Raw genomic sequence first — 12,822 nt, forward strand, 5'->3', positions numbered from 1 at the left:
GCGCCCGCCGGTGCGAGGATCGCCCCATGCGGAGTGATCGCGCGCGGTGGACCGGAGTCGGCGCTCTGCTGCTCGCGGCGGTTCTGACGGGCCTGGTGGCGGCCCGCTGGCGGCCTCTCATGTCGTACGACGAGGAACTCGCGCGGGGTCTGCACCCGTACGCCGTCACTCACCCCGGGGTCACTCGTCTGATGCGGGTTCTGACCGACTGGGTCTGGGACCCCTGGACCATGCGCGCCCTCGCCGCCCTGGCCTGCTTCTGGCTGTGGCGGCGGGGAGAACGCCGGCGGGCGCTGCTGGTCGCGCTGACGGCCATCGTCGTGGCCTCGGTGGTGCAGCAGGGGCTGAAGGCGCTGCTGGGCCGTGAGCGCCCCGTGTGGCCGGACCCGGTGGACTCGGCGGATTACGCGGCCTACCCGTCCGGCCACGCCATGACGGCGGCGGTGGTGTGCGGGCTGTTGCTGTGGCTGCTCCCCCGCACCGGACCCGGGACGGCCGGGAGACGGCTCGGGCTGACGGCCTGGGCGGTGGCGCTGATCTCGGTGCTGGGGGTCGGATTCACCCGGGTGTACCTGGGTGTCCACTGGCCCTCGGACGTGGTCGGGGGCTGGCTGCTGGGCGCGGCCTTGGTCCTGGCCCTGGTCTCGGTCCGGCTCCCGGCCGCCCGCCGGGCCGCGGGCGGCCCGACCGCCCCGGATGCGTCCCGACCGGCGCGGACAGACGCTGAAGGCATGCATCGCACGCCGATCGTCGTACACCGGATCTCCGCCTCGGGCGGCCGCCAGGTCACGTTTCGCGCGGCCGGACGGGAGGCGGCCCTCGGCGTGGCCCACAGCGACGCCGACGTGATCGAGTTCCTGCGCCGGGCGGAGGTTCCGGACCCCGATGAGATCGTCCTCGGCGAGGACTCCGCGCTGATCACGTGGGAGGCCGACGATCCGCACGTCTACGAGCCTTCGCCGCCGGACCTCGACGTTCCGTGACCGCGACACGGTGACGCGACACGGTGACCGGTGTGCCTGCTGTGGACGATCCCCCGCGTCGCCCACAGCAGGCGACCCCTGCGCTGAGTATATTGGCTCGGAGCCAGTCAACGCAGGAGTAAGCATGTCCCCGCGCAGCGCATCGGTCAATGAAGAATTGCGCAGACGTTCCAGGGAGCGACTGCTCCAGGCGACGGTCGAACTCGTGGCCGAGCGCGGCTACGAGGCGACGACGCTCGGGGACATCGCCGACCGCGCGGGCGCGGCCCGCGGGCTGGTTTCGTACTACTTTCCGGGCAAGCGGCATCTGCTGCAGTCCGCCGTGCACCGGCTGATGCACCTCACCCTCGAAGCGGCCCTGGAGCGGGAGCCCCGCAGCGACGACGGCCGCGAGCGGCTCGCCCGCGCCATCGACGCGATCCTCGGGCTGGCCCGGGACCAGCCGCGGCTGATGCGGACCCACATGGCGGGCATTCTCCAGGCCGAGGGCTTCGTGCGGTGCGCCGAACAGCAGCGCCTCGCGGAGCTGCTGCGGGACACGGTGGTGCGCTACGGCTCGGCGGATCCGGACACCGACTACCCGCTGCTGCGCGCACTGCTGATGGGCGCGGTGGTGGCGGTCCTGCTGCCGGGCGCGCCGATGCCGGCGGCCCGGCTGCGGGCCGAGCTGTTCCAGCGCTACGGGCTGGACTGGGATCTGGGTGTCCCGCCGGACGGCGGACCGCCCGGCGGAACGTTTCCCTCACCGCGTCAGTGATATGCGGGCTGGCTCTGTACGTTGAGCCGGTCCATCCACACCCACTTGGCGCTCTCGGTGCGCCAGTCGTCGAGCCTCAGCACGTCGAGGCCCTTGGCGATGTCGTTCGAGTAGATGTGCCCGTTGTAGTAGTACGCCGACCAGGAGCCGCCGAGCCCGAGCTTGTCGGTGGTCAGCGGGCCGCGCTCGAAGTAGCCGATCTCCTCGGGCCGGTCGGAGTCGGTGAAGTCCCAGACCGAGATGCCGCCCTGGTACCAGGCCTGGACCATGATGTCGCGGCCGTCGCCGACCGGGATCAGCGAGCCGTTGTGGGCCACGCAGTTCTCGGTGTCGGCCTGGTGGCGCGGGATCTTGAAGTAGCTGCGGAAGACGAGCTCGCGCTGGTCGCCGCGGCCGGTGATGTCGTAGATCCCGTCGGCGCCCCGGTTCGGACCGGTGGCCTCGTCGCAGGTGGCGCCGCTGCCGCCGCCGAGCTCGTCGGTGAACACCACCTTGTTCGCCCGCTCGTTGAAGGTCGCCGAGTGCCAGAACGCGAAGTTCACGTTGTCCTGCACCCGGTCGATGACCTTCGGCTGCTCGGGCGCGCTGATGTCGAAGAGGATGCCGTCGCCCATGCAGGCGCCGGCGGCCAGGTTCTTGGACGGCAGCACGGTGATGTCGTGGCATCCGGTGGTCTTGGAGACGCCGGGGTTGGCGGGCCCGCCGGGGTTGCCGCCGTCGGGGAAGAGGATCGGGAAGGCGACGACCGCGGCCTGTGTCGGGGCCTTCTTCGGAACCTTGATCACCGAAATGCCGTCGTGCGGCGGCTTGCAGTCGGGGAACGCCTCGTTCGGGGAGTACGAGGAGACATAGAGGTAGATGTCGCGGCCGCCCGGCACCAGCGTGTGGGTGTGGGAGCCGCAGGCGGTCTCGACGGACTTGATGTACTTGGGGTTCTTCTTGTCCTTGATGTCGAAGATCTTGATGCCCTCCCACGAGGACTTCTCCGTCGCGGGCTGCGAGACGCTGTTGCAGGAGTCGTCGCTGCGGGAGGAGTCGGTGGAGACGAAGAGCAGGTCACCGGAGACGGAGATGTCGTTCTGGCCGCCGGGGCAGAGCACCCGGCTCACGGTCTTCGGCGCATTCGGGTTGCCGATGTCGTAGATCGTGAAGCCGTCGTAACTGCCGGCGTAGGCGTACCGGCCCTGGAAGGCCAGGTCGGAGTTGATGCCGTCGGGGTTGGCGCTGGGGATGTTGGCCAGGGGCTTGATGTTCTTGCTGTGGACGATCTCGTCCTGGCCGGGGATCTCGCCGGGGGCGATCTCCCGGCCCTCGGCGATGCCGGAGCCCTGCCCGGAGACACGCTGCCCGGAGGGGGTTCCGGGCATTAAGTCGCCCGGGTCGGGGGTGGCTGCCGCGGGTCCCGCGGCCAGAAGCGTGGTGAGGAGTCCGGCCGCCGCGACGGCCACTCCCAGACTCCTGGTCCGCACTCTGTTGGTGTGCAACGAGGTCACTGTGCCCTCCCATGGGAGTCCGAACGGTTCCGTTCTTGGTGGGACCGGAACCAGGACCCCGGCAGTATGTTCCTTTCCATGGACATGGCAAAAGGGTTACTTCGCCGATTCGTGGAAGCGGCCGCCGCCGCCGGGATCCTGCTCGCGCTCGCCGGCTGCCAGGACGGCGACGGGAAAACCGGGGCGAACGGGGTGAAAGACGGTCAGGCCGCGGTGATCGCCCCCGGCAAACCGGGCGAGCCGGCCCGCACCCTCTCCCCCGAACAGGCCGCCGAAGAACGGCCCGACGACACCCCCAACGCGGCCGACCACGCCTACGTACGGCGCATGATCGAGCACCACCGGCAGGCCCTCGTGATGAGCGCGCTCGCGCCGGACCGGGCGTCGGCGGAGGGGGTCAGGGGACTCGCGGATCGCATCGCGGCCGCACAGCAGCCCGAGATCGGGGCGATGGAGAAGTGGCTGACGCGCTACCCGGCCCCCGGCGGGGGCGGAGCGGACGGGCACGACCACGCCGCGATGCCGGGCATGGCCACGGAACAGCAGCTCGAAGAACTCACCGAGGCCAAGGGGACAGACTTCGACCGGCTCTTCCTGAAGCTGATGACCGCCCACCACGAGGGCGCCCTCACGATGGCGGGCGAGGCGCTCAGGGGCGGGAACAACGTGGCGGTCGAGGAGATGGCCAACGAGGTCGTGGCCACCCAGAGCGCCGAGATCCACCGGATGCGCGCGATGGGCTGACGGCCGTGGGAGCCGGTGTCATGCTGGGAGCCCCTGCGGGAGGAGTTCCGCCGTGCTTCGTATCGCCGTCGTCGGATCGGGCCCCAGCGGGGTCTACACGGCGCAGACACTGGTCCAGCAGCGCGAGGTGCCGGGCGTGCGGGTCGATGTACTGGACCGGCTGCCGGCGCCGTACGGGCTCGTGCGGTACGGCGTGGCCCCCGACCACGAGAAGATCAAGTCGCTGCAGGGCAGCCTGCGCACGGTGCTGGAGGACGAGCGGATCCGCTTCCTCGGGAACGTCGAGGTCGGCGGCCCGCTACTGCCCACCGAGCGGCTGCTGGAGCTGTACCACGCGGTGGTGTACTGCGTCGGGGCCGCACGGGACCGGCTGCTCGGCATCCCCGGCGAGGAGCTCGCCGGGGTCCACTCCGCGACCGCGTTCGTGTCCTGGTACAGCGGGCACCCGGACGCGGTGGCGGAGGCCTTCGACCTGGCCGGGGTGCGCTCGGCGGTGGTGATCGGGGCCGGGAACGTCGCGGTGGACGTGACGCGGATGCTGGCGCGGGGCGTTCCGGAGCTCGCGCCCACCGACATGCCGCACGCGGCGCTGGGAGCGCTCGGCGCCAGCGGGGTGCGCGACGTGTCCATGGTGGCGCGCAGGGGCCCCTCGCAGGGGAAGTTCACCACCAAGGAGCTGCGCGAGCTGGGCACTCTGCCGGGCGTGGACGTGGCCGCCGACGCGGCGGAGCTCGCCCTCGACCCTGCGTACGCGGACCCGGTCGCGGGCGCGGCGCTGCCTGCGGTGAACCGGCGCAATGTGGAGGTCCTGCGCGGCTGGGCCGGGAGCCCGGCGGGGGGCGGCGGCCGGCGGATCACCCTGAGGTTCTTCCTGCGCCCGGTGGAGGTGCTGGGCGGGCCGGACGGCCGGGTGCGCGGGGTCCGGTTCGAGCGGACCGCTCCCGACGAGCGGGGCGGCGTGACGGGAACCGGCGTCCACGAGGACATCCCGGCGGAGCTGGTGCTGCGCTCGGTGGGGTACCAGGGCGTGCCGCTGCCCGGTCTGCCGTTCGACGCGGCGAAGGCGACGGTGCCGCACGCGGCGGGCCGGGTGGTGCGCGAGGGCCGCGCCGCCGTCGGAGAGTACGTGGCGGGCTGGATCAAACGCGGCCCGACCGGGGTGATCGGCACCAACCGCCCGGACGCGAAGGAGACGGCGTCCTCGCTGCTCCAGGACGCGGGCGCGCTGGCGCGCCGCGAGCTGCCGGAGGACCCGCTGGACGCCCTGCGGGCGGCGGGCCTGCGTCCCGTGCAATGGCCGGGCTGGCTGGCCATCGAATCGGCCGAGGCCGCTCTGGGCCACTCCCTGGGCCGCCGCTCGGTGAAGATCCCCGACTGGCAGGGCCTCCTGACGGCGGCGGACACGGACTGAGCGGTCTCGGGAGCCGGGGCGGAGCCCGGGGGACGCTACCCGGCCAGCCGGTCCGCCTCCGACCGGGCCGCCGTCAGGACGCTGTCCAGGAGCCCCGGGAACAGGGCGTCCAGGTCGGCCCGGCGCAGGTTGTTCATCTTGGCCGTGCCCCGGTACGTCTGGCGCACCACACCGCTCTCGCGCAGCACGCGGAAGTGGTGCGTGGTCGTGGACTTGGTGACCGGCAGTACGAAGTACGAGCACGCCAGTTCGGCCTCCGACGCCGCCAGATCCCTCACGATGGTCAGCCGCACCGGGTCGGAGAGCGCGTGCAGCACGTTCTCCAGCCGGATCTCCGAGGTCTCGGGATGGACACAGGCACGGGCCGCGTCACGTTCCGCCATGTCCCTGCTCCACTCGCTCGGTTCGCCGGGCCCCCGCCGGACCCTCCTGACACCCCATCGTACGAGAGGCATCGTAGAAGGCGCGAACGCCCGGCGGGTCTACCAGGCTCGGTGGTACGGGATCGGCATGCGGACCTCTCCGCCCAGTTCGGCGGCCGCGCGCCGGGCCCAGTACGGGTCGCGGAGCAGCTCACGGCCCAGCAGGACCGCGTCCGCCTCCCCGTTGGCCAGGATCTTCTCGGCCTGCTCCGGCTCGGTGATCAGCCCGACGGCGGCCACCGGGAGGCCGGTCTCGGCCTTGACGCGGGCCGCGAACGGCACCTGGTAGCCGGGGCCGACGGCGATCTTGACCCCCGGTGCGAGGCCGCCGGTGGAGGTGTCGAGCAGGTCCACGCCGTGCTCCAGGAGGAGCCCGGCCAGCCGGACCGTCTCGTCGGCGCTCCAGCCGGCCTCCCCCAGCCAGTCGGTGGCGGAGATCCGGAAGAACAGCGGGAGCTCCTCGGGCCACACCGCCCGTACGGCGTCGACGACTTCGAGGGCGAAGCGGGTGCGGTTCTCGAAGGAGCCGCCGTACGCGTCGGTGCGCTTGTTGCTGTACGGGGAGAGGAACTCCCCGATGAGGTAGCCGTGGGCACCGTGGATCTCCAGCACCTCGTAGCCGGCTGCCAGCGCCCGCCGCGCGGCATCGGCGAACTGGCCGGTGACCGCCCGGATCTCATCGGCCGTCAGCTCGTGGGGTACCGGGTCGCCCTCGGCGAACGCCACCGGGCTCGGCGCGCTCGGCAGCCAGCCGTGCGCCTCGGGCCCGACCCACCCGCCGCCCTTCCAGGTCGTGTCGGTGGAGGCCTTGCGGCCCGCGTGTCCGATCTGGATGCCGGGGACGGCACCCTGCGCCTTGACGAAGGCGGTGATCCGGCGCAGCGCCTCGACCTGGGTGTCGTTCCAGATGCCGAGGTCGTACGGGGAGATCCGGCCCTCCGGGGAGACGGCGGTGGCCTCCTGGATGATCAGCCCGGTGCCGCCGACGGCACGGGCGGCGTAGTGCGCGAAGTGCCACTCGTGGGCTACGCCCGCGTTGGGGCCGAAGGCCTCGGCGCTGTACTGGCACATCGGGGCCATCCAGACCCGGTTCGGGATGGTCACCGAACGCAGGGTGTACGGGGTGAACAGGGCGGCGAAGGCGTCGGGGCCGGCCGGGGTGGCGGGGGCGGCAGGGGTGGCGGGGGCAGCACTCATCGGGGATCTCCAGATGTCACCGGTCGCGCGCCGGAGGTCGGCGCCTATGTACGAGAGTCACCGTACTACGAATTTCCTCGTACTACGAGATCTCTCGTACAAACGCGTCCAGCTCGGCCCGCAGCGCCCCCGCCAGGGCCGCCAGATCCGGGACGGCGGCCGCGTCGGCGACCAGGCCGTAGTGGACCGTGCCCTTGTACGTGGAGACCGCGACGGCCAGGGACTGGCCGCGGGCCAGCGGGGCGAGCGGGTAGACCTCGCGCACCGGACTGCCGCCGAGGGTGAAGGTCAGGCCGGGCAGCGGAACGCTGGTGACCAGGATGTCGTAGAGCAGCCGGGCGGCCTGCGCGACCAGCGGGCCGCCCAGGCGGTGTCCGAGCGGGTGGACGTGGTCGGCGAGCAGGGCGACGGCCCCGGCGCCGCGGGCGGGGCCGGCCTCCTTGTTGCGGTCCATGCCGCTCCGTACGGCGTCCAGGCGGCGCAGCGGATCGCCCTCGGCGAGGGGGAGCCGCAGCAGGTAGCCGGAGAGCCGGTTTCCGGCGCCGGGGGCGGCCCCCGGTCTGCGGCGGGAGACCGGTATCAGGGCGCGCGGGCCGGGGCCCCGCGGCACGGGGTCGCCCCGGTCGGCCAGCCAGCGCCGCAGGGCGCCCGCGACGAGTGCGATCAGCACGTCGTTGACGGTGCCGCCCGCGGCCTTGCGGATGAGGTTGACCTCGTCGAGGTCGAGCGCCAGTCCGGCGACGGTACGGGTACCCACGCCCACGCCGGTCCCGTCGGCGGTGAGCGCGTGCGGGACCCCGAGAGGCAGGCCGGCCCGGGCCACGGCGGCGCCGATCTCCAGGGCCTGGCCCACGTCCTGCAGGCGGGAGGCGAGGATCCCGGGCAGCCGGCGCAGGGGGCCGGGGTCGCGCGGATCGGGCGCCGGCCGTGCGGGGCCCCGTACGGCGGGGGGCGCGGCGAACAGCGCCTCGTCGAAGAGGCCGGCCGCGAGGGCGAGGGCGCCCAGCCCGTCGGCGAGCGCGTGGTGGAACTTGAACAGCACCGCGAAGGAATCCCGGCCGGGTCCGGCCAGCACATGCGCCTCCCAGGGCGGCCGGCTCCGGTCGAGCGGCCGCGCCATCAGCGGCCCGGCGGCCACCTGCGGATCTGCGGCTCGCGGATCGAGGGCCTCCGCACCGGCGGCGTACCCGTCGGCGACGTCCGGTTCGGAGGCGTCCGCATCGACGGCGCCCGGCGCGGAGGCATCCTGCTCGGAGGCGTCCGGCGCGGAGGCGTCCCGCCCGGAGGCCCGCGAGCCGACGGCCGCCGCGTCGGCGAGGAAGACGTGATGTGCGGGATCGAAATGCGGGTCGGGCGACCAGGCCGCCGCGCCGACCGGGAACAGCACGTCGCGGATCCGGCGGCGCAGGCCCGGCAGGGCGGCGCACCGGGCGGTGAGCAGTTCGGCGGCGCGGGCGGCCGCGTCGGGCCCGGAGGCGGTGAAGACGGCGAGGGCGCCGAGGTGCATGGGGTGGGCGGCGGATTCGATCCGCCAGAAGGCGAGGTCGAGCGGGGACAGGTGCTCGGTGGCCACGTAGTGCCTCTCGCGTGCGGCGTCAGAGGCTGAAGTCAATCCCTCCGGCCTCCTACGATCAAGTAGCCGACCGTTCCGGGCAGCCGCCGGTCGATGACGATCAGCCGTTCAGAGTCCCGTCGCGCCCGACGGGCCGCTGTCGGTCCGGGCCGCTGTCAGTGGGGCGGTGCAGACTGGCGGAAAGCTGCTGTGAAGGACAACGACGTCCGGAGGTGTCGGTCATGACCGACGTGCTACTGCTCGCAGGGACCCGCAAGGGGCTTTTCATCGGCCGGCGCGAGGGCGGCGGCCCGTGGGCGTTCGACGGGCCCCATTTCAACGCCCAGGCCGTCTCCGCCGTCGCGATCGACGGCCGGGGGCCCGTGCCCCGGCTGCTGGTCGGCGGGGACAGCACGCACTGGGGGCCGTCCGTCTTCAGCTCCGACGACCTGGGCGCGAGCTGGCGGGAGCCCGCGGCGGCGGCCGTCAAGTTCCCGAAGGACACCGGGACCTCGCTGGAGCGGGTCTGGCAACTGCACCCGGCCGGGCCCGAGGCCCCGGACGTGGTCTACGCGGGCACGGAACCGGCAGCGCTCTTCCGCTCGACGGACCGGGGTGAGTCCTTCGAGCTGATCCGGCCGCTGTGGGAGCACCCGACCCGCGAGAGCTGGGTGCCGGGCGGCGGCGGCGAGTGCCTGCACACCGTGATCACCGACCCCGCCGACCCGGACGCGGTGACGGTGGCGGTCTCCACGGCCGGGGTGTTCCGGACCTTGGACGGCGGGGCGAGCTGGGCGCCGTCCAACCACGGGGTCTCGGCGGTGTTCCTGCCCGATCCGCATCCCGAGTTCGGCCAGTGCGTGCACAAGATCGCCCAGGATGCCGGGAACACCGACAGGCTGTACCTCCAGAACCACTGGGGCGTCTACCGCAGCGACGACGCCGGGGCCGAGTGGACCGACATCGGCGGCGGTCTGCCCTCCGACTTCGGCTTCGCCGTGGCCGCGCACCCCCACCGGCCGGACACCGCGTACATCTTCCCGCTCAACGCCGACTCCGACCGGGTTCCCGCCGAGCACCGCTGCCGCGTCTTCCGCACTCAGGACGCGGGCGCCAGTTGGGAGCCGCTCGCGCACGGGCTGCCGGCCGGGGACCACTACGGCACGGTGCTGCGGGACGCCCTGTGCACGGACAACGCGGACCCGGCGGGGATCTACTTCGGCAACCGCAACGGCGAGCTGTACGCGAGCCACGACGACGGGGACAGCTGGCAACTCCTGGCCGAGCACCTGCCGGACGTGCTGTGCGTACGGGCGGCCGCCCTTCGGTGAAGGGGCGTGCCCGTGTGAGCCAGTAGAGTGACTCGGCGTGACAGCACGACCGTTGAACGAGATCGTCGAGCCGGGCTGGGCCCGCGCTCTGGAGCCGGTGGCGGCACAGATCGCCGCCATGGGCGACTTCCTGCGCGCCGAGATCGCGGCGGGGAGAAGGTACCTGCCGGCCGGGGCGAACGTCCTGCGCGCCTTCCAGCAGCCCTTCGACGAGGTAAAGGTGCTGATCGTCGGGCAGGACCCGTACCCCACCCCGGGGCACGCGATGGGCCTGTCCTTCTCGGTGGCGCCGGATGTCAGTCCGTGGCCGCCCAGCCTGGACAACATCTTCCGCGAGCTGTACGCGGACCTCGGGGTGCCGCGTCCGGCGAACGGGGACCTGACCCCGTGGACGCGGCAGGGGGTGCTGCTGCTGAACCGCGCGCTGACGACGGCCCCGCGCAAGACGGGCGGCCACCGCGGCAAGGGCTGGGAGGCGGTCACCGAGCAGGCGATCCGGGCGCTGGCGGCGCGCGGCAAGCCGCTGGTGTCGGTGCTGTGGGGCCGGGACGCCCGCAATCTGCGGCCGCTGCTGGGCGAGTTGCCCGCCGTGGAGTCCGTCCACCCCTCTCCCATGTCCGCCGACAACGGGTTCTTCGGCTCCCGGCCGTTCAGCAGGACCAATGACCTGCTGGTGCGCCAGGGCGCGCAGCCGGTGGACTGGCGCCTGCCGGCCGCCAGTTGAAGATCAAGTTGAACCGTGTACGACATTCCTAGGATAAATACGGACAGATGCCGCCCGAGTGGGCCCTGCCCGAACACCCGGTTCCGATAAACCAGTAGCATGCGGCGCCATGAGCTCCCCCACTGGGCCCGCGAATGGCCTGCCCGTACGAATGCCGCGACCCCGCCAGACCGGACGGCACCGCCGGCCCGAGCCCGCGGTGGCGCCCGAGGGCGCGCCCGCGCTGGTGCTCGCCGTGCCCGGTGCCCCCTCGGCCGCCTCGCGCGGGCTCGCGGAAGAGATCATCAGCATCGGCCGCTCCGAGCTGCCCGGCCTGGACGCCCGCATCGGCTTCCTCGAAGGTGAGGACGGCTCCGAGTTCCCGTCGCTGTCCGGCACGCTGAACGCCGTCGCGCGGGAGCGTGCCGAGCGCGCGGAGTTCGCCCGCGCCGCCGGGCACGAGGTGCCCGCGCCGACCGGCCCGGACGCCGTGGTCGTGCCGCTGCTGGCCGGTCCGGACGCCGATCTGCTGCGCCGCTTCCGCCAGGCGCTGATGGACTCCTCGGCCGCCGCCGAGCTGGCCGACGTACTCGGCCCGCACCCGCTGCTCGCCGAGGGCCTGCACGTCCGGCTGTCCGAGGCGGGCCTGGCCCGCGCCGACCGCGCCCGGCTCTTCACCGTGACCACGGCCGCCGACGGCATCATCGTCGCCACCACCGGCGGCGAGGAGGCCGTCCAGGCCGCCGCGGTCACCGGCATGCTGCTGGCCGCCCGCCTCGCGGTCCCCGTGAAGGCGGCCGCGCTGGACCAGGAGGGCTCGGTGGCCGCGGTCGCCGAGCAGCTGCGCCTGGAGGGTTCCACGCAGCTCGCGCTGGCCCCGCACCTGATCGGCCCGGAGGCCGCCGAGGGGCTGCTGGACACCGCGCGCAAGGAGGCCGACTGCGCCACCGCCGAGGTGCTGGGCGCCTACCCGGCGCTCGGCAAGCTGGCCGTCGCGCAGTACTCCGCGGCCCTCGGGCTCCCCCAGGGTGCCGCCGCGCACTGACCTGCTCACGACCTGCCGCGAGGGCCCGTGCCCGGGGATTTCCCCAGGGCGCGGGCCCTCGCGCGTTCCCGGCAACCGAGCCCGGCGACCGTTCCCGGCAAGTGCCCGGCGACCGTTCCCGGCAACCGGGCCCGTCAGCCGAGGACCACGCAGCTCGCGGCGGGCACCGGCACCGAGCCGGCCCGGCGCGGCTGCCCGGTCAGCGGGTCCACGTCGAACCAGGTGACGTCCCCGGAGCGCTCGTTGGCCGCGTAGAGCCGGCGCCCCGAGGAGTCGGTGGCGAGATCGCGCGGCCACCGCCCGCCGCACCCGACGGTGCCCGTGAGGCGCGGCTTCTCGGCCCCGTCGGCGAGCGAGAGCGTGGCAATGGCGTCGGCGCCGCGGACGGCGGCCCAGAGGAAACGGCCGTCGGGCGAGACGACGATGGCCGAGGGGTAGGCCCGTACCGCCTCCTGAGCGGCCGCTGGAGCCACCGGAACCTCAGCGACCGGTTCCAGCTGCCCGCTCTGCGGATTCCAGCGGCAGACGGTCAGCTGCGGCTCCAGCTCGTGCAGTACGTAGACCACCGCGCCGCCGGGATGGAAGGCGAGGTGCCGGGGCCCGGTCCCGGAGCGCAGCGCGGTCTTGGCGTGGACCCGGAGCGCCCCGGTGGCCGGGTCGAGCGCGCAGACCCGTACCGAATCGGTGCCGAGGTCCACGCTGAGCACCCAGCGGCCGCCGGGGTCGGGCAGCACCTGGTGCGCGTGCGGCCCCTCCTGCCGGTCGGCGTCGGGGCCCGATCCCCGGTGGGTGAGGACCGAGGCGGGCCCGTCGATCCCGCCGTCGGCGCCGAGCGGGAGGCTGCTGACGCTGCCGGAGGTGTAGTTGGCGGTGAGCAGTCGGCGCCCGGTCACGCTGAGATGGGTGGGTCCGTGGCCGCCGACGGCGACGGCGCCGCCGTGGGCGGTGAGGCCCTCGCGGGTGGGCCGGAAGGCGCCGACGGCGCCCGGCTCCGTCTCGCTGACCGCGTAGAGCACGCCGGTGTCGGCGTCGAGGGTGAGGTACGAGGGGTCCGCGAGGGTGGCGGTGACGTGGAGCGGGGTCAGCGCCCCGGTGGCCGGATCCACGGCCGCGGTGGTGACACCGCGGCCGCCCCCCGAGGTGAACGAGCCGATGTAGGCCCGGTGTTCGCCGCCTTGGTCCAT

Annotated in this window: 12 protein-coding genes; 7 read left to right on the forward strand and 5 right to left on the reverse strand. The window is 73.5% G+C overall.

Features of this window, described 5'->3' with window-relative positions; translation table 11 throughout:
• Positions 1-26 precede the first annotated feature (26 nt).
• Positions 27-983 (forward strand): phosphatase PAP2 family protein, encoded by a 957-nt coding sequence (locus MTF65_RS30665; RefSeq protein ID WP_374207162.1) that lies wholly within the window; start codon positions 27-29, stop codon positions 981-983.
• A 124-nt stretch (positions 984-1,107) separates the two neighbouring features.
• Positions 1,108-1,740, forward strand: a complete 633-nt coding sequence (locus MTF65_RS05905) for a TetR/AcrR family transcriptional regulator (protein WP_243627113.1) — start codon at positions 1,108-1,110, stop codon at positions 1,738-1,740.
• Here the strand turns inward: MTF65_RS05905 and MTF65_RS05910 are convergent.
• Complete coding sequence (locus MTF65_RS05910; protein ID WP_243627114.1) at positions 1,734-3,233, reverse strand: LVIVD repeat-containing protein; 1,500 nt, start codon at positions 3,231-3,233, stop codon at positions 1,734-1,736. The genes MTF65_RS05905 and MTF65_RS05910 overlap by 7 nt on opposite strands.
• Before the next feature lie 78 nt (positions 3,234-3,311).
• Here MTF65_RS05910 and MTF65_RS05915 point away from each other — a divergent pair, with 78 nt between their 5' ends.
• Together MTF65_RS05915 and MTF65_RS05920 are read left to right on the forward strand one after the other, a co-directional pair.
• Complete coding sequence (locus MTF65_RS05915; protein ID WP_243627115.1) at positions 3,312-3,977, forward strand: DUF305 domain-containing protein; 666 nt, start codon at positions 3,312-3,314, stop codon at positions 3,975-3,977.
• A 52-nt stretch (positions 3,978-4,029) separates the two neighbouring features.
• Entirely contained in the window at positions 4,030-5,388 is a 1,359-nt protein-coding gene (locus MTF65_RS05920; protein ID WP_243627116.1) for an FAD-dependent oxidoreductase, read from the forward strand.
• 35 nt (positions 5,389-5,423) lie between these two features.
• Here the strand turns inward: MTF65_RS05920 and MTF65_RS05925 are convergent, their stop codons facing one another.
• From MTF65_RS05925 to MTF65_RS05935, 3 genes are all read right to left on the reverse strand, one after another.
• Entirely contained in the window at positions 5,424-5,771 is a 348-nt protein-coding gene (locus MTF65_RS05925; protein ID WP_243627117.1) for a helix-turn-helix transcriptional regulator, read from the reverse strand.
• Positions 5,772-5,870: 99 nt separating this feature from the next.
• Entirely contained in the window at positions 5,871-7,007 is a 1,137-nt protein-coding gene (locus MTF65_RS05930) for an NADH:flavin oxidoreductase/NADH oxidase (protein ID WP_243627118.1), read from the reverse strand.
• An 82-nt stretch (positions 7,008-7,089) separates the two neighbouring features.
• On the reverse strand, positions 7,090-8,580 hold the full coding sequence (locus MTF65_RS05935) for a wax ester/triacylglycerol synthase domain-containing protein (RefSeq protein WP_243627343.1): 1,491 nt from the start codon (positions 8,578-8,580) through the stop codon (positions 7,090-7,092).
• A gap of 221 nt (positions 8,581-8,801) precedes the next feature.
• On the opposite strand from MTF65_RS05935, the gene MTF65_RS05940 reads away from it, so the two are divergent.
• The 3 genes from MTF65_RS05940 (at position 8,802) to MTF65_RS05950 (ending at position 11,638) form a co-directional block, all read left to right on the forward strand.
• Positions 8,802-9,890, forward strand: coding sequence for an exo-alpha-sialidase (locus MTF65_RS05940; protein WP_243627119.1), 1,089 nt, complete (start codon positions 8,802-8,804; stop codon positions 9,888-9,890).
• 37 nt (positions 9,891-9,927) lie between these two features.
• Positions 9,928-10,614 carry a uracil-DNA glycosylase gene (locus tag MTF65_RS05945; RefSeq protein WP_243627120.1) on the forward strand — a complete coding sequence of 229 codons (687 nt, stop codon included), beginning with the start codon at positions 9,928-9,930 and terminating at the stop codon, positions 10,612-10,614.
• 109 nt (positions 10,615-10,723) lie between these two features.
• Entirely contained in the window at positions 10,724-11,638 is a 915-nt protein-coding gene (locus MTF65_RS05950; RefSeq protein WP_243627121.1) for a hypothetical protein, read from the forward strand.
• A gap of 134 nt (positions 11,639-11,772) precedes the next feature.
• Here MTF65_RS05950 and MTF65_RS05955 read toward each other — a convergent pair whose 3' ends face one another.
• Complete coding sequence (locus tag MTF65_RS05955) at positions 11,773-12,822, reverse strand: lactonase family protein (protein WP_243627344.1); 1,050 nt, start codon at positions 12,820-12,822, stop codon at positions 11,773-11,775.

Origin of the sequence: Streptomyces sp. APSN-46.1 (assembly GCF_022815725.1) — a bacterium.
Lineage (GTDB): Bacteria > Actinomycetota > Actinomycetes > Streptomycetales > Streptomycetaceae > Streptomyces.